General features: G+C 70.8%; 16 protein-coding genes. 7 read left to right on the top strand and 9 right to left on the bottom strand.

What is annotated here, in order from left to right:
• Nucleotides 1-38: 38 nt before the first annotated feature.
• Nucleotides 39-1,649 carry an ATP-binding protein gene (locus tag MKK68_RS26645; protein ID WP_244033454.1) on the top strand — a complete coding sequence of 537 codons (1,611 nt, stop codon included), beginning with the start codon at nucleotides 39-41 and terminating at the stop codon, nucleotides 1,647-1,649.
• Nucleotides 1,650-2,018: 369 nt separating this feature from the next.
• Here the strand turns inward: MKK68_RS26645 and MKK68_RS26640 are convergent, their stop codons facing one another.
• The 3 genes from MKK68_RS26640 to MKK68_RS26630 form a co-directional block, all read right to left on the bottom strand.
• On the bottom strand, nucleotides 2,019-2,387 hold the full coding sequence (locus MKK68_RS26640; RefSeq protein ID WP_244033453.1) for a ComEA family DNA-binding protein: 369 nt from the start codon (nucleotides 2,385-2,387) through the stop codon (nucleotides 2,019-2,021).
• 162 nt (nucleotides 2,388-2,549) lie between these two features.
• Nucleotides 2,550-2,999 carry a response regulator gene (locus MKK68_RS26635; RefSeq protein ID WP_147729461.1) on the bottom strand — a complete coding sequence of 150 codons (450 nt, stop codon included), beginning with the start codon at nucleotides 2,997-2,999 and terminating at the stop codon, nucleotides 2,550-2,552.
• A complete protein-coding gene (locus MKK68_RS26630; protein ID WP_147729460.1) occupies nucleotides 2,996-4,117 on the bottom strand; it encodes a histidine kinase dimerization/phosphoacceptor domain -containing protein in 1,122 nt (373 codons plus the stop codon). The genes MKK68_RS26635 and MKK68_RS26630 overlap by 4 nt, the downstream gene beginning before the upstream one ends.
• 496 nt (nucleotides 4,118-4,613) lie before the next feature.
• On the opposite strand from MKK68_RS26630, the gene rpmF reads away from it, so the two are divergent.
• Nucleotides 4,614-4,802 (top strand): 50S ribosomal protein L32, encoded by a 189-nt coding sequence (rpmF, locus tag MKK68_RS26625; RefSeq protein ID WP_147729459.1) that lies wholly within the window; start codon nucleotides 4,614-4,616, stop codon nucleotides 4,800-4,802.
• A gap of 15 nt (nucleotides 4,803-4,817) precedes the next feature.
• Here the strand turns inward: rpmF and MKK68_RS26620 are convergent, their stop codons facing one another.
• Complete coding sequence (locus MKK68_RS26620; RefSeq protein WP_244033452.1) at nucleotides 4,818-5,123, bottom strand: hypothetical protein; 306 nt, start codon at nucleotides 5,121-5,123, stop codon at nucleotides 4,818-4,820.
• A gap of 187 nt (nucleotides 5,124-5,310) precedes the next feature.
• Entirely contained in the window at nucleotides 5,311-5,919 is a 609-nt protein-coding gene (gene phaR, locus MKK68_RS26615; protein ID WP_244033451.1) for a polyhydroxyalkanoate synthesis repressor PhaR, read from the bottom strand.
• A gap of 315 nt (nucleotides 5,920-6,234) precedes the next feature.
• On the opposite strand from phaR, the gene MKK68_RS26610 reads away from it, so the two are divergent.
• The 3 genes from MKK68_RS26610 (at nucleotide 6,235) to MKK68_RS26600 (ending at nucleotide 9,773) form a co-directional block, all read left to right on the top strand.
• Nucleotides 6,235-7,416 (top strand): acetyl-CoA C-acetyltransferase, encoded by a 1,182-nt coding sequence (locus tag MKK68_RS26610; protein ID WP_244033450.1) that lies wholly within the window; start codon nucleotides 6,235-6,237, stop codon nucleotides 7,414-7,416.
• Between the two features lie 188 nt (nucleotides 7,417-7,604).
• Nucleotides 7,605-8,333: an acetoacetyl-CoA reductase gene (gene phbB / locus MKK68_RS26605; protein WP_147729164.1), complete on the top strand. Its 729-nt coding sequence runs from the start codon at nucleotides 7,605-7,607 to the stop codon at nucleotides 8,331-8,333.
• Between the two features lie 282 nt (nucleotides 8,334-8,615).
• Nucleotides 8,616-9,773, top strand: coding sequence for an HD-GYP domain-containing protein (locus MKK68_RS26600; protein ID WP_147860290.1), 1,158 nt, complete (start codon nucleotides 8,616-8,618; stop codon nucleotides 9,771-9,773).
• A 151-nt stretch (nucleotides 9,774-9,924) separates the two neighbouring features.
• On the opposite strand, the gene MKK68_RS26595 is transcribed toward MKK68_RS26600, so the two are convergent.
• Nucleotides 9,925-10,827, bottom strand: coding sequence for a DMT family transporter (locus MKK68_RS26595; protein ID WP_244033449.1), 903 nt, complete (start codon nucleotides 10,825-10,827; stop codon nucleotides 9,925-9,927).
• A 106-nt stretch (nucleotides 10,828-10,933) separates the two neighbouring features.
• Here MKK68_RS26595 and MKK68_RS26590 point away from each other — a divergent pair, with 106 nt between their 5' ends.
• Nucleotides 10,934-11,827, top strand: a complete 894-nt coding sequence (locus MKK68_RS26590; protein WP_244033448.1) for a LysR family transcriptional regulator — start codon at nucleotides 10,934-10,936, stop codon at nucleotides 11,825-11,827.
• 78 nt (nucleotides 11,828-11,905) lie between these two features.
• Nucleotides 11,906-12,850 carry a DMT family transporter gene (locus MKK68_RS26585; RefSeq protein ID WP_409567331.1) on the top strand — a complete coding sequence of 315 codons (945 nt, stop codon included), beginning with the start codon at nucleotides 11,906-11,908 and terminating at the stop codon, nucleotides 12,848-12,850.
• 124 nt (nucleotides 12,851-12,974) lie between these two features.
• Here MKK68_RS26585 and MKK68_RS26580 read toward each other — a convergent pair whose 3' ends face one another.
• From MKK68_RS26580 to MKK68_RS26570, 3 genes are all read right to left on the bottom strand, one after another.
• Entirely contained in the window at nucleotides 12,975-13,400 is a 426-nt protein-coding gene (locus MKK68_RS26580; protein WP_409565995.1) for a cupin domain-containing protein, read from the bottom strand.
• 333 nt (nucleotides 13,401-13,733) lie between these two features.
• Nucleotides 13,734-14,513 (bottom strand): hypothetical protein, encoded by a 780-nt coding sequence (locus MKK68_RS26575; protein ID WP_244033447.1) that lies wholly within the window; start codon nucleotides 14,511-14,513, stop codon nucleotides 13,734-13,736.
• Nucleotides 14,510-14,782 carry a hypothetical protein gene (locus MKK68_RS26570; protein WP_147728644.1) on the bottom strand — a complete coding sequence of 91 codons (273 nt, stop codon included), beginning with the start codon at nucleotides 14,780-14,782 and terminating at the stop codon, nucleotides 14,510-14,512. Before MKK68_RS26570 ends, MKK68_RS26575 begins: the two co-directional genes overlap by 4 nt.
• Nucleotides 14,783-14,964: the final 182 nt, after the last annotated feature.

Here is a 14,964-nt window from a genome sequence, read left to right as displayed (position 1 = left end):
GACCAATGAAAAACTTACGCTTCAAAAAGTTATATCTCATGTCCGACCTGGAGCAGGGGGCGTTCCAGACGACGTTCGACCCGAAGATAACGATCATCCTAGGGGGCAACTCAACAGGTAAGTCATCCCTGATCAAATCCTTATACTGGGTTCTCGGTGCGGAGCCAGCCCGCGTTCACGAAAACTGGCCTAAACTGAAGGTGACTGGTCTCCTTGAATTTCAGGTTGATGGTAAAACCTTCTTCATGCTTAGGCATGGATCGGTTTTCGCGCTGTTCGACGAGGCGCGCATTCTCATGGAGTCGATGCAAAAGGTGACGAGCCAGTTGGCACCGTCCCTCGCGAAGCTACTTGGGATCAGTCTGGTCTTGCCGGACCGAAAGGGGAACCCGACAACGCCGACACCGGCCTTCTTCTTCCTGCCGTTCTACGTCGATCAGGATGTAGGTTGGGAGCGTCCCTGGCAGTCGTTCGATGGGCTGAAGCAGTTCGCCAACTACCATCGAAGCATCGTCTCGTACCATTCGGGCATCCTGCCGGACGAATGGTACGCCCGCCGGGCTGAGCTTCAGCTGATGGCCGTCGAAAAAGGCGAGTTGCAGAGCCAAGCGACCGTCGTCGAACGATCGGCCCTGGCTCTGCGGCAATCCGTGACCCAAGACGCGTTGTCGATCGACCAGGAAGCGTACGAGGCGGCGATCCTGCGTTTACTATCCGAGCTGAAAAAGCTGCGGGAGAAGCGAGCCAAGTTCGCTGCCTCATTGAGCGACGTGATAGCGCAAAGAACGCTCCTGAACGACCAGTTCGAGGTCGGGCGCCGCGCGCTCAAAGAGCTTGAGAACGATCGCGAATGGCTCGTCGAGCGGGGCGATGAGCCTATCCCATGCCCGACGTGCGGAACGGTCCACGAAAACAACTTCGCGATGAGATTCGGCATTATCGAGGATCGCGAGGCATGCGTCGCGGTCCTGAACGAGCTCGTCGACCACATGATCGAGGTCAAGGCACAGGTTGAGGCCGCTCGCCTGAACCTCAGGAGTGCCGACGAGCAGATCGCCGCTGCCCAACAGGTGCTCACCATCAAACAGGGCGAGATCACCCTTGCCCAGGTCATCGCGTCGGAGGGACAGCGTCAGGCGCTGAGCGTCTTCGACCGACAGGCCGCAGATATCGAAGCCAGGACAGCCGAGTTGACCACCGGGATCGAATCGGTGAGAAAATCGATACGCAAGCTCGAAAACAAAGCGCGAAAGGATAGGATCGAGTCATTTTTCGCCCAGCAGATCACATCAAATTTGAAATCGCTAGATGTTAAAAATATCAATTTGGATAAAGCGCAGAAAATTCATTACGTCATCAAGGATACCGGATCGGTTCATCCTCGTGCTGTCCTCTCCTACGTCCTAGCGTTTGTCAGCACCTGCTTCGAGCACACGACGGCGATCACTGCGCCTGTCGTCCTCGACAGTCCATTGCAGCAGGATCAGGACCCCGTAAACGCGAAACGTATCTTCAGCACGATTGAAGCGCAGAGGCCGGCGAACGCCCAGTTCATCGTGGGGTCAGTGTCGCTAAATGGATATGAGATGGACGGAAAGAAGATTGAGCTGACAAACGAACGCAAGCTGCTGCAGCCAAGTTTATACTAGGGCATATCGGCAATAATTGATGAGTTTAGAAATCAAATGATCTGAGATGGGGCCTATTACAAAACTCGGTCTATGCATTGCGATTGAATTTCGAATTTAACAATTTACCTGCAGGTTCGAGTGGCTCATCCGCCTGGGATATGGTTCAGTTCAGTGATCTAAATTGAAACTGATCGTGTTCTATGCCCAGCTTGGGGGCATAATTGTCGGAGCGGCAACGGAACATACGTCTGCTCTTGGGAGCCGCACGGCCGTTTGAATACGACTAGGTTAGGTCGAAAGCGGCCGGTGAGACTCTATGGAACGCCGCTCTCCTCCATACCGGCGCGCAGCCCACTCACCGCGCGCCGGCCAAAACCCCGCAAAAAATCACTTGTGCTTGGCGATGACCTTGTCCTTGATGCCGTCGTAGACCGACTGCGAGAGGATCTTCTTCTGCACGAGGTCGTCCTTGCCCTTGTAGGGGCGGCCCTTGATGATCGCGGCCGAGCGGGCGGCGCCGATGCCGGGGAGCGCGTCGAGCTCGGCGGCGGAGGCGCTGTTGAGGTCGAGCAGGGCGCCCTTGGCGGCGTTCGGCGCGCCGGCGACGGGGGCCGAGGGCTTCATCGGCGCGGCCGGGGCGGCGGGCGCGGTCGCCGCGGGCTTGGTCGGGGTCGCGGGGGCAGGGCTCTGCGCCAGCGCCGGCGCGGCGGCGAGGCAGGCGAGAACGGCGAGGGTGCGCAGGAACTGAGTGGCCATGGTGGTCCTCCCGAAGGAACGGCGGCCCGGTGCCCGGCGCCGACGGCCTGGGGTGTGGGCCGGCGCGCTTGAACCGCGGCTTAACGCTGCGACACGCCGCCCCAGGCGCCGGTTCCAATCCCGAGCGGGCGCATCCGTTCCGTCATCGGGGCCCGGCGGCCGTCAGGGGCGCATCGCGGCGAAGCGGGCGAGGCATTGCGGCGAGATCCGCATCCCGTTCGGCACCGGGCCGGTCGGCGGCGGGCGGCGCACGCAGGTCTCGAGGTAGGCGAGCGCGGCCTCGAGCACGGTCTCGCTGAACGGCTTCGAGATCACCGCCGTCGCCCCCTCCATCTCCTCGGTGAGCTGGCGCGCGTTGGCGGTCATGAAGGCGGCGGTGATGCCGGCGCGGTCGCGGATCGCCTGCGCCACCTCGATCCCGGACGAGCCGTCGGCGAGCCGCAGGTCGATCAGCACCAACTCGGGCCGGCACGCCTCGATCTGGGCGATCGCCTCGGCGGCGGTCATGGCGGTGCCGACCACGCGGTGCCCGGCCTCCTCGAGCATCATCTCGATCTGCATGAGGATGAGGGCCTCATCCTCCACCACCAGGATCCGCAGCGGTTCGGTCACGGCGTCTCCGAACTGTCCGCCGTCTCGCGCGGCAGGCGTATGTTGACCGTGGTCCCCGGCTCGTTCGACTGCCAGGCGATGCTGGCGTTCAGCTGCCGGCACAGGGTGCCGATGAGGCGCTTGCCGAAGGAGCGCTTCTCCATCACCTCGATCGGCATGCCGATGCCGTCGTCGGCGATCTTGATGGCGAAGTACTTGCCGTCCGGCGCGACCGTGACGGAGAGCCGGCCGGGGCGCTCGTCGGGGAAGGCGTGCTTGAGCGCGTTGGTGATGAGCTCGTTCATCATCAGCGCCACCGGCGGCGCCTTGGAGACCGGCACCTCCACCGTCTCGAGGTCGAGGTGCAGGCGGATGCCGTCGCGGCCGGAGCCGCGCACCAGGTCGTTGGAGAGGTCGCGGGCGAACTCGGCGACGTCGAAGCGCTCGACGTCGTTCGACTGGTACAGCCGCCGGTGCACGGTGCCGAGCGCCTCGACGCGGGTCAGCATCATCTCCATCGCCGCGCGCGCCGACGGGTCGGTGATCGCCTTGGTCTGCATGGCGAGCAGGGCGGCGATCATCTGGAGGTTGTTCTTGACCCGGTGATCGACCTCGTGGACCAGCATCGTCTGCGTCGCGAGCGACTGGCTGAGATCGTGGGTGCGCTTGGCGACCTCGGCCTCGAAATGCGCCTTCTCCTGCTCGACCCGCATGTGCGCGTCGACGCGGTCGGTCACGTCGAGCTGCGAGGCGAAGAAGTAGGGCACCTCGCCGGCCTCGTTGGTGACCGGGCTGAGGTACAGCGCGTTCCAGAACGGGGTGCCGTCCTTGCGGTAGTTCAGGATGTCGATGGCGATGTCGCGCCCCGCCGTCACCGCCTCGCGGATGAGCGCGACGGCGCCGCGGTCGGTGCCCGCGCCCTGCAGGAAGCGGCAATTGCGGCCCATGATCTCGTCGCGGGCGTAGCCGGTCATCCGCAGGAACGCGTCGTTGACGAACACGATCGGGTTGTCGGCCTGGCGCGGATCGGTGATGATCATCGCCATCCGCGTCGCGCGGACCGCGGCGGCGAACGGGTCGCCCTTGCCCTGCTCGGTGTCCAGGCGGCCGGTCTGGCGCCACGCGTCGGACGATTCCATCGAACGTGATCTCTCTACAACGGGTCGTATCCGCCGTCGGGTCGGTCGGGGTCACCCCACGTGCCGGCGGGACTTCAGGAGGCGGGGCGCCCGGTTCGTAATGCGAACAGCCGGGCGGCCCCGAAGCTTAACGGGGCATGGACGGGAAAAGGTTCAAAGAATTCTGCCCCCGCCCGACTTTCTTCCGCGTGGCACGCATCTTCGCCGGCCCCGGCTCAGGTTGCGTCCGCGGCATCATACCCCGCCGTCGGCAAGTATTGCGCCCCGCAAATGGCCGGCAACGGGCCGTCATCGTCGCACCATCCGCGGCCGTTCCCGAGCGGAGCGTCGCGCCGTTCCGGGGGCTCGCCGAGGGCGCGCGACGCCCCCTAGCCATGCCGGCCCGCCGCCGCTATAAGCGCGCCTTCGAATCTCCGTATCGAGCGGTGCGCGAGGCGATCCCGATCGGGAGACGCCCGGGCGCCGCTTTGGCGCCAGACCGCAAGGATTTCCCGTCATGGCCGTTCCGAAGCGCAAGACCTCCCCCTCCCGCCGCGGCATGCGCCGCTCGGCCGACGCCCTCAAGGCGCCGACCTACGTGACGGACAAGGATTCGGGCGAGCTGCGCCGCCCCCACCACATTGACCTGAAGACCGGCATGTATCGCGGCCGCCAGGTCCTGAACGTCAAGTCGACCGAGGCCTGAGACGGCCGTCCGGGATCAGGCCGTGAGCCGCGCCGTCTCGGCGTAGCGCGCGGCGGCGATCCCGGTGCGCTCCAGCCGCGACGGCCGCAGGGTCGGGTCGGATTCGACGATCATCTGCGTCAGGAAGCCTGCGAGCGGCCGCGTGCCGCCGCGGGCTTTTTGCGTGGCCGCGTCCTCCGGCGCCTCGGCCCGCCCGCCGGCGATCGCCACCAGGGCGCGGGAGGGCGCGGCCGGCCGCGCCGGCTCCCGCGGCTCGGGCGCCTGCGGCCGCACGGTCGCCCGTACCGTCCCGACACGCCCGATTGTCCCGATCTGCATCATCGCCCGCATCTCCCGGCCCGGTCGGGGCCGGCGCTGCAAAGGTGGGGCCGATGTTAACGGTTCGTCAACCTTTTATCGGCACGCGCCTCTCCCCTCCCCCGCACCCAAGTCGGGCCTGCCCGACCTGGGCACACGGGGTGCGGATCTCGGGCAAGCCCGAGATCCGTCGGGGGGCGGGAAGAGATCCCTACTTCTTCGCCAGCGCCTCGAGGCGCTCCTGCATCGCCAGCATCTGGCGCTTGAGGTCGTCGAGGTCGCTGCCGGCGGCGGCGGCGGCCGGCGCGGGCGGGGCGGCCTGCCCGGCATGGGTGCCGGCGTTCGTCACGCCGGGCGGGGTGAAGCCGGTGAACATCTTCATGGCGTCGCCGAAGAAGCCCATGTTGGCCCGCACCTGCTGCTCGATGGCGCTCTGGAACGCCGACGAGCCGAATCCGGTCGAGAACTTCTCGCGCAGGCCGTCCTGGTCACGCGCGAAGTTCGCCATCGAGAACTCGAGGAAGCTCGGCACCATCGTGCGCATGCTGTCGCCGTAGAAGCGGATCAGCTGGCGCAGGAACGCCACCGGCAGGAGGTTGTCGGCGCCGGCCTTGTTCTCCTGCTCGAAGATGATCTGCGTCAGCACCGAGCGGGTGATGTCGTCGCTGGTGCGCGCGTCGTAGACGACGAAGTCCTCGCCGTTCTGCACCATCGTCGAGAGGTCCTCGAGGGTGACGTAGGTCGAGGTTCCGGTGTGGTACAGGCGCCGGTTGGCGTACTTCTTGATGACGGTCTGTTGTGCCTTGACGCTGTCCGCCATCTCTGCGGCCTCTCCCCGATCGCGCGACGACCACGGCCGGGCCCCCGCCGCCGGGAGCCGCCCACGCGCCGATCTCGACCTTAAGGCTTTCAGCCGGCGACGAAAATAGCAATCTGGCGCCTTTTCCCGCGGAATAATGCTAATTCCCGGCGCGTCCCGGGTCGCCCGAGCGAGCAGCCGCCGCCCGCCGAGCGTCACGCCCGGCGGTTCAGCCTTCTTGACTTCGATCGAGCGAGGCCCTTCATCCGGGGGAACGGCATTTTCGAGCGCGCGATCTCCAAGACGCGCCGGCCGACCACGAGGAGAACGTTTCAGATGGCAAGCGAAGACATCGTCATCGTCGGCGCGGCGCGCACGGCGGTTGGTTCGTTCGGCGGCGCCTTCAACACGGTGCCCGCGCACGAGCTCGGCAAGGTGGCGATCAAGGCCGCCCTCGAGCGCGCCGGCGTCTCCCCCGACGACGTGGACGAGGTGATCTTCGGCCAGGTGCTCACCGCCGGCGCCGGCCAGAACCCCGCCCGCCAGGCCGCCATCGCCGCCGGCATCCCCGAGAAGGCCACCGCCTGGGGCGTCAACCAGGTCTGCGGCTCGGGCCTGCGCACCGTCGCCATCGGCATGCAGCAGATCGCCAACGGCGACGCCACCGTCATCGTCGCCGGCGGCCAGGAGTCGATGTCGCTCGCCCCCCACGCGCAGTACCTGCGCGGCGGCCAGAAGATGGGCGACGTCAAGCTCGTCGACACCATGATCAAGGACGGGCTCTGGGACGCCTTCAACGGCTACCACATGGGCACCACCGCCGAGAACGTGGCGCAGGCCTTCCAGCTCACCCGCGAGCAGCAGGACCAGTTCGCCACCCGCTCGCAGAACAAGGCTGAGGCCGCCCGCAAGGAGGGCCGCTTCAAGGAGGAGATCGCCCCGGTCACCGTCCAGGGCCGCAAGGGCGACGTGGTCGTCGACACCGACGAGTACATCCGCGACGGCGCGACGGTGGAGGCGATGGCCAAGCTGAAGCCGGCCTTCTCCAAGGACGGCACGGTGACGGCCGCCAACGCGTCCGGCCTCAACGACGGCGCCGCCGCGATCGTGCTGATGTCGGCCTCGGAAGCCGAGCGCCGCGGCATCACCCCGCTCGCCACGATCAAGTCCTGGGCCACCGCCGGCGTCGACCCCAAGGTCATGGGCACGGGCCCGATCCCGGCCTCGCGCAAGGCGCTCGACAAGGCCGGCTGGAAGCCCGCCGACCTCGACCTGGTCGAGGCGAACGAGGCCTTCGCCGCCCAGGCGCTCGCGGTGAACAAGGACATGGGCTGGGACGACGCCAAGGTGAACGTCAACGGCGGCGCCATCGCCATCGGCCACCCGATCGGCGCGTCCGGCGCCCGCGTCCTCGTCACCCTGCTGCACGAGATGAAGCGCCGCGATGCCAAGAAGGGCCTCGCCACCCTGTGCATCGGCGGTGGCATGGGCGTCGCCATGTGCATCGAGCGCGCGTGAGCCACAGCTCTCCGGAGCCGAAAATCCGGCTTTAGGCCGGACGCAAAACATTTCGCGTGCGGACGCCATCCGCACGCGGCATGACGGCACCATCCGCGGGCCGGAGGCGACGCCCGTCGCACCCGGCCCGATCGCGACCGAGAACACGTTCAAGAAACTGGAACACGTTCAAGAAACTGGAGGAAACCATGGCTCAGCAACGCGTCGCCCTCGTCACCGGCGGCACCCGCGGCATCGGCGCGGCGATCTCGAAGGGCCTGGCGGCCAAGGGCTACAAAGTCGCCGCCAACTACGGCGGCAACGACGAGGCGGCTCAAAGCTTCAAGGCCGAGACCGGCATCCCGGTGTTCAAGTTCGACGTCGGCGACTTCGCCGCCTGCGAGGCTGGCATCAAGGCGGTCGAGGCCGAGGTCGGCCCCGTCGACGTGCTGGTGAACAACGCCGGCATCACCCGCGACGGCCTGTTCCACAAGATGACCTTCGAGAAGTGGCAGGCGGTCATCAAGACCAACCTCGACTCGGCCTTCACCGTGACCCGCCCGGTGATCGAGGGCATGCGCAACCGCGGCTTCGGGCGCATCATCCTGATCTCGTCGATCAACGGCCAGAAGGGCCAGATCGGCCAGGCCAACTACTCGGCCGCCAAGGCCGGCGTGATCGGCTTCGCCAAGGCGCTGGCCCAGGAGAGCGCCGCGAAGGGCATCACCGTCAACGTGATCGCGCCGGGCTACATCGCCACCGACATGGTGATGGCGGTGCCCGAGGACGTGCGCAACAAGATCATCTCGACGATCCCCGTCGGGCGGCTGGGCGAGGCCGAGGAGATCGCCCGCGCGGTCGAGTACCTCGCCGCCGAGGATTCGGGCTTCATCACCGGCTCGACCCTGACGATCAACGGCGCCCAGTACATCGCCTGAGACGACGACGGGGGGCCGCCCGGGTCCCCCGCCCGGACCGGGTCCGCGGCCGCCCGCCGCTTCCCGCCCCGGCATCGCCGGCGCGATCGGGCACCGCCGCCGGCTGCGGATGCGGCGGCGGGACGCAGGGGGGGTTCTAGCTGGATCTGCCCGTCGCGGTGCCTATAGGCCAATGCACGCCGGCCGCTTTTTGCGCGCTCAACCCGCGATTGCTTTAATCGCTGGTGAGGAATCAGGCCCATGATGCGCGAAAGGGCGGATCGCGGGCGGCGAAGCACATCCATGAAGACGATCCTGGTCCTCACCGATCAGCCCGAGCGCGGCCGGAGGCTCGCCGGGCAGCTCCGACCGCTCGGCGAGCCGCTGGTGATCGACCTGCTGGATCCCTACCAGTCCCGGAACGCGCCCGACCTGTCCCAGGTGGTCGCCGTGGTCGGCGACGCCTCGCTGGCCCATTCGCAGCAGGTCTCGGGCCTGCACCGGTACATGCACCGGCTCGGCCCGGGGCGCGTCCCCTTCCTCTGCGTCCTCCACGAGGACACGCCCCGGGCGCACCTGCAGGCGCAGGCCCTCGGCGCGACCCGCACGCTCCGCGCCGACGCGGTACTCCGCGAGCTCGTGCCGGCCCTGCGCGCCGTCGTCCCGGCGCCCTCGGTCGACGCGCCGGCGCCATCGCCCGCACCGGACGCCGCGCTTCCCTCCGCGCCCCCTTCCGCGCCCGACGGCGGCCGGACCGCGGTGCGGGCCGCCATCGCCGAGGCCGACACCGCGCTGACGCGGATCTTCGACCTCGGCCGCGCCGGCCGCGCCCCGGCCCCGGCGATGGCGGCGGCGGGCGCGGACCTCGTGGTCGGCGCCCTCAACAAGGCCGACATCCGCGGCTGGCTCGACGTGGTCTGGCGCTTCGACGACGCGACGCACCAGCACTGCCTGCTGGTGGCCGGCCTCGCGGCGGGCTTCGCCCGGCAGCTCGGCCTGCGCACGCAGGATTGCCGCGACCTGACCCAGGCCGCGCTGCTGCACGACCTCGGCAAGGCCCGCATCCCGCTGGCGATCCTCAACAAGCCGGCCCGCCTCGACGAGGCCGAGATGGCGGTGATGCGGACCCATCCGGTGCTGGGCATCGAGATGCTGCAGGGCCAGGACTACCCGGCGGCGATGCTCGCGGTGGTGCGCTCCCACCACGAGGCGCTCGACGGCTCGGGCTATCCGGACGGGCTGACCGCGCGGCAGATCCCCGACCTCGTGCGCCTGATCACGGTCTGCGACATCTACGGGGCGCTGATCGAGCGGCGGCCCTACAAGCGCCCGCTCTCGGGCGAGGCCGCCTACGACCTCCTCCGCGGCATGACCGGCAAGGTCGACCCGGACCTTGTCAACGCCTTCAAGCCGATCGCGGAAGCCGTCGGCAGCACCATCGCCAGCGCGAGCGCCGCCTGACGTCTCTGCCCCGGGCGAACCGATCGACGCGGATCGCGTCGGCTCGACCTGCACCATGCGTGAGTGCATTGGGCAGGCGAGGGAAGGCCCCGCGCCGCGTCCGGTCGCGCGACAGGCGGCGTGAGCCCGCGCGATCGCCCGACGGACAACGTCAGGCATGACGCTTGGCCCCGGCCACGCACAGGACGACCACGGCGGTGGCGAGCAGCATGCCCGGCGCCACGGACTCGTGCAGCAGGAGGCCGGCCAGCGCCAGGCCGAGGAACGGCTGCAGCAGCTGGAGCTGGCCGACGCCGGCGATGCCGCCGAGCGCCAGCCCGCGATACCAGAACACGAAGCCGACGAGCATGCTGAACACCGAGACGTAGGCGAGCGCCGCCCAGGCCGGCCAGCCGACGTCCCACGCCTCCGGCAGGGTCGCGAGCGCCAGCGCGAGGGTGACGGGCAGCGACAGCACCAGCGCCCAGGAAATGACCTGCCAGCCGCCGAGCCGGCGCGACAGCGCGGCCCCCTCGGCGTAGCCGAGGCCGCAGAGCAGGATCGCGGCCAGCATCGACAGGTCGCCGGCGAGCGACCCGGCCCCGCCCTGCGTCAGGGCGAAGCCCGCGACCGCGAGGCCGCCGAGGCCGGAGAACAGCCAGAAGGCGGGCCTGGGCCGCTCGCCGCCGCGCAGCACGCCGAACACGGCCGTCGCCAGCGGCAGCAGGCCGAGGAAGACGATGGAATGGGCCGTCGTGACGTGCCGGAGCGCCAGCGCGGTGAGCAGCGGGAACCCGATCACCACGCCGAGCCCGACGATCGCCAGCGGGCCGAGGTCGCGCCGCAGCGGCCGCGGCGCGCGCAACGCCAGCAGCAGCCCCGCCCCGAGCAGCCCCGCGACCGCGGCGCGGGCCGCGGTGAGGAACAGCGGCGCGAAGCCGGCCACCGCCACCCGCGTCGCCGGCAGCGAGGCGCTGAAGATGAGGACGCCGAGGAGCCCGCTGCCCCAGCCCGCATGAGTCGTCCGGGCCGGGATCGTCGGTGTCGAATTCGTCGGTTTGAGGATCGTCCGCATCGCGTTCGCCGTCCCGCCGGCCGCTCCGGCTGCGCCCGCGCCTTGACAACCACCGCCGGCCCATGCCGTCAAATGCCCAAAACCTCGCTTTTCATGCGGATCGGGCATGATGAACCCCGCCCATCTCGACCTGTTCCGCGCGGTGCTGCGCCATGGCGGCATGACGCGGGCGGCCGAGGCGCTCGGCATCGGCCAGCCGCACGTGAGCCGCGCGGTCGCGCAGCTCGAGCGCGACCTCGGCTTCCCGCTGTTCCTGCGCGGGCACGGCAGCGCGGTGCCGACCGCGGAGGGCGAGGCCTTCGCCCGCGAGGTGGAGCGCACCTATGCCGGGCTCGACCACCTGCGCGAGGCCGCCCGCCGCATCCGCGAGATGGGCACCGGGCCGCTGCGCATCGCCTGCCAGCCGTCGCTCGTCGCCCGCCTGCTGCCGCGGGCGATCGGCCGCCTCCGCGCGGCGCATCCCGAAGCCCGGGTCGCGGTGCACGTGCCGGCGCCGGACACGATCTGGTCCTGGGCCGCCTCCGGCCAGTGCGATCTCGGCCTGGTGCGCCCGCGCTCCGGCCATGCGGGGGTGATCGCCGAGCCGTTCCTGACGGTCGACGCGGTCTGCGCCCTGCCCCGGCGCCATCCGCTGGCGGGCGGGCGCGCGATCACGGTCCAGGACCTCGCCGACGTGCCGCTGATCGCCGGCGCGCCCGGCGACTTCCAGCAGGCGGTGGAGGCGGCGTTCCGCGACGCCGGCCTGGCGCCGCGCTTCGGCCCGACGGCGCAGTACACCGCCGCCCGCTGCGGCCTCGTCGCCGAGGGTCTGGGGCTGGCCATCGTCGACCCGGTCGCCGCCCGCGACCTCGCCCTGCCGATCGTGCTGCGCCCCTTCCGCCCCCGCATGCCGATCGCGACCCTGCTGATCCGCCCGGCGAAGCCGCCGGGCCTCCTGGCGGAACGCCTGATCGGCTTCCTGCACGCGGCGCGCGACGCGGACGGCTTCTCGGCGGGGTGAGGGAGATGCGTGGTTCCGGGATGCCGTCCGACCGGGCCTGCCCCGCGCCAAAACCCCGTTGCCCTCGCCCGCGGGTCCGTGGGAGAGCGGAATCCCTTCCGCGATCACGGGTCTCGCGCGATCTCCTCCTCCTCCGCCACCCTCCTCGGCTGCGGCGCGATCCTGCTGTGGTCGCTGCTGGCGCTGTTCACCGCGGCGTCGGGGGCGGTGCCGCCGTTCCAGCTCGCGGCGATGACGTTCGCGCTCGGCGGCCTCGTCGGCTGCGCGAGCTGGCTGTCGCGCCGGGGCGGGATCGCCGCCGGCCTCGCGTCCCTGCGCCAGCCCTGGCCGGTCTGGGCGCTCGGGGTCGGCGGGCTGTTCGGCTACCACGCCCTGTACTTCGCCGCCCTGCGGCTGGCGCCGCCGGCCGAGGCCGGGCTGATCAACTATCTCTGGCCGCTGCTGATCGTGCTGTTCTCGGCGCGGCTCCCCGGCGCCGGCGGGCTGCGGCCCGGCCACCTCCTCGGCGCGGTGCTCGGGCTCGCCGGCGTGGTGGCGCTGTTCCTCGGCCGCGGCGACCTTCGCGGCGCCGCTGCGGGCTTCCTCTCGGACGCGGCCTTGCCGGGCTATGCGGCCTCGCTCGCCGCGGCCTTCGTCTGGGCGGGCTACTCGGTGCTGTCGCGCCGGGTCGGCGCGGTGCCGACGGATGCGGTCGCCGGCTTCTGCCTCGCCACCGCCGCGCTCAGCCTCGCCTGCCACCGCGCCTGGGAGGTGACGGCGTGGCCGGCGGGCGCGCTGCAATGGGGCGCCGTCGCGGCCCTCGGCCTCGGCCCGGTCGGGGCGGCGTTCTACCTGTGGGACATCGGCTGCAAGCGCGGCGACATCCGCCTGCTCGGCGTCGCGGCCTACGCCGCGCCGGTGCTCTCGACGCTGATCCTCGTCGCCGCGGGCTACGCCGCCGCGACCCCGGTGCTCGGCCTCGCCTGCGCCCTCATCGTCGCCGGGGCGCTCGTCGCGCTGCGGGCCTCGCGCCGCGGGACGTGAGCGGGAGCGGCGTCGCGTCCGCATCGACGATCCGCGGCGCCGCCTCCCCTCTCCCGGCCCGCGGGGCGAGGGGCGAGGGGATGCGCGGCCGTCGTCTCGGCGGCCCGGCCCGGACGCGCCCGCGTCACCGCGGCGTCGGGCGCCAGTCGGGCGGGGCCATCTCGAAGCCGGCGAAGTCGAAGGCGGGGGAGACCGTGCAGCCGACCAGCGTCCAGGCGCCGAGGCTGGTCGCCGTCTGCCAATGGCCCTCGGGGACCACCAGCTGCGGCCGCTGCCCGCGCGCCAGGTCCGGGCCGAGATGGTGGGCGGCGGCGTCGTGGCCGTTCGGGCTCACGGTCAGCACCAGCGGCGCGCCGGCGTGCCAGTGCCAGATCTCGGCGGCGTCGACGCGGTGCCAGGCCGAGACCTCGCCGACGTCGAGCAGGTAGTAGATCGCGCTGCCGACCGAGCGGCCCGCGACCAGGCGCGGATCGCGGAAGGTCTCGCGGTAATGCCCGCCCTCCGGGTGGGGCCGAAGCCCGAGCGCCGCGATCACCCCGGCCGCCGTCATCTCCGCCATGGTTCCTCGCATCCTTCGATCAGGCTCGGTCCGGGGACCGTGGTGGCACATTCAGCACGCGCTTGCCTCGGCCGAAAAGGCTGTCGCACTCGCGCCTCGTGCCGGCGAGGCGCGGATCCCCTCTCCCGTTCGGGAGAAAGACAGGGCGAGAGGACAGGTCTTTCCGGACAGGTCGCACCCCTGACCCCAACCCTCTCCCGGACGGGAGAGGGGTCCGTCCTGCGCCGCGAACGAGCCATCCGGGGCCGTCCTGCGGAGATGCGCGCACGACAACCCGCGTCAGGCGCGGGAAGAACGCGGCGAGCCTCCGCCAGAACCCCGCGCCTACTCGGCGATGGCGCCCTGCGGGACGTGGAAGCCGGGCGGGGCCTTCGGGGCCGCATCCTTGCGCGGCGCGGGTTTCGCCGGCCTCCGCGCGGCCGCTTTCGCCGGTTCCTGGCCGGCGCCGCTCGGGTCGGGCGCGCCGTCCGCCGGCCCGGCCTCGAGAGCGTTGCCCTGCGCGTTGCCCTTGGCGTTGCCCTTGGCGTTCCCCCTGCCCGCCCCCTTGCTCGCCCCTTGGCCGTTCCCCTTGGTCCCGCGTGCGACCACCGGCGGCGCGGCGACGGCGGGCGGGTCGATGCAGGCGCGGAAGGCGAGCGCGGCCAGCGGGGTGCCGTCCTCGGCGACGATCGGCAGCGGGTCGGGCAGGTCCGGCAGGCCGTTCTCCCAGCGAATCGGGGCGCCGAGCTGGGTTTCGAGGGCGGCGGGGGCGGGCCCGCGGCGCAGCGCCGTCAGGTCCGGCCCGTAGGCGGTGGCGGGCTTGGCCGCGATCACCACCTGCAGCACCTGGCTGGTTTCCGGCGTCAGCGGCCGCAGCGGGTTCGCGATGCTGGCGCGGCCGATCCGCGTCACCACCACGTCGAAGCCCTTGGCGCCCTCGAAGCGCGCCGCCCGCGCGCCGCAGGGTTGCAGCACCGCGAGGTCGGCGGCCGGGGTCGGCAGGGCCGGCTCGGGAGCGGGCGCGGGGACGGGCGCAGGGGCGGCCGGCGCGGGCGGCGCGACTTGCGCCTGGGCCGGCGCCGCGGCGAGCCCGGCGGCCAGCAGCGCGAGCAGAAAGGTCCTCATCGCGGGTCGCCCTCCGTGCGATCGGGCCGGGCCAGGCGCGGCGCCTCCCGGCTCTCCGCCCGGATCGGCTCGAGGTCGAGCACCGCGCCGGAGCGGTCGATCGGGCTCGCGGTCGGGCCGATCTCGGCCAGCAGCAGCGCCTCGTCGGCGGCGTCGTGCTCGCTGTCGAGGCGCAGCGGTTCGCGCCGGCCGCGCGCGAGCAGCCGGAGCACCACCGTGCCGGCCACCGCGCAGGCCGCGACGGCCGCCAGGATCAGGAGCGTTTCCATTGCCCCGCAGCGTTAGCGCAAGCGGAGGCCGCATGCACCCCGGGGCACGCCTGCGACCGCACGCGGCCGGGATCCGCGGCGAGACCTTGGCCGGAGCGGAACGGTCCTTGCCTCTCCGGCCACGGGCCGCCGGCGCCTTGCACGCGCCGGGCGTCCCCGCCAAAAGCCGCCTGCCCCCGTCC

This window comes from Methylobacterium sp. E-016 (assembly GCF_022829745.1).
Taxonomy (GTDB): domain Bacteria; phylum Pseudomonadota; class Alphaproteobacteria; order Rhizobiales; family Beijerinckiaceae; genus Methylobacterium.
The sequence above is the reverse complement of the archived record's forward strand: the minus strand, read 5'-3'. Positions and strand labels throughout refer to the sequence as shown.

Coding starts and splice junctions, on each gene's coding strand:
- MKK68_RS26645 (WP_244033454.1), top strand. CDS start 39: ATGTCCGACCTGGAGCAGGGGGCGTTCCAGACGACGTTCGACCCGAAG.
- MKK68_RS26640 (WP_244033453.1), bottom strand. CDS start 2,387: ATGGCCACTCAGTTCCTGCGCACCCTCGCCGTTCTCGCCTGCCTCGCC.
- MKK68_RS26630 (WP_147729460.1), bottom strand. CDS start 4,117: ATGGAATCGTCCGACGCGTGGCGCCAGACCGGCCGCCTGGACACCGAG.
- rpmF (WP_147729459.1), top strand. CDS start 4,614: ATGGCCGTTCCGAAGCGCAAGACCTCCCCCTCCCGCCGCGGCATGCGC.
- MKK68_RS26620 (WP_244033452.1), bottom strand. CDS start 5,123: ATGATGCAGATCGGGACAATCGGGCGTGTCGGGACGGTACGGGCGACC.
- phaR (WP_244033451.1), bottom strand. CDS start 5,919: ATGGCGGACAGCGTCAAGGCACAACAGACCGTCATCAAGAAGTACGCC.
- MKK68_RS26610 (WP_244033450.1), top strand. CDS start 6,235: ATGGCAAGCGAAGACATCGTCATCGTCGGCGCGGCGCGCACGGCGGTT.
- phbB (WP_147729164.1), top strand. CDS start 7,605: ATGGCTCAGCAACGCGTCGCCCTCGTCACCGGCGGCACCCGCGGCATC.
- MKK68_RS26600 (WP_147860290.1), top strand. CDS start 8,616: ATGAAGACGATCCTGGTCCTCACCGATCAGCCCGAGCGCGGCCGGAGG.
- MKK68_RS26595 (WP_244033449.1), bottom strand. CDS start 10,827: ATGCGGACGATCCTCAAACCGACGAATTCGACACCGACGATCCCGGCC.
- MKK68_RS26590 (WP_244033448.1), top strand. CDS start 10,934: ATGATGAACCCCGCCCATCTCGACCTGTTCCGCGCGGTGCTGCGCCAT.
- MKK68_RS26580 (WP_409565995.1), bottom strand. CDS start 13,400: ATGACGGCGGCCGGGGTGATCGCGGCGCTCGGGCTTCGGCCCCACCCG.
- MKK68_RS26575 (WP_244033447.1), bottom strand. CDS start 14,513: ATGAGGACCTTTCTGCTCGCGCTGCTGGCCGCCGGGCTCGCCGCGGCG.
- MKK68_RS26570 (WP_147728644.1), bottom strand. CDS start 14,782: ATGGAAACGCTCCTGATCCTGGCGGCCGTCGCGGCCTGCGCGGTGGCC.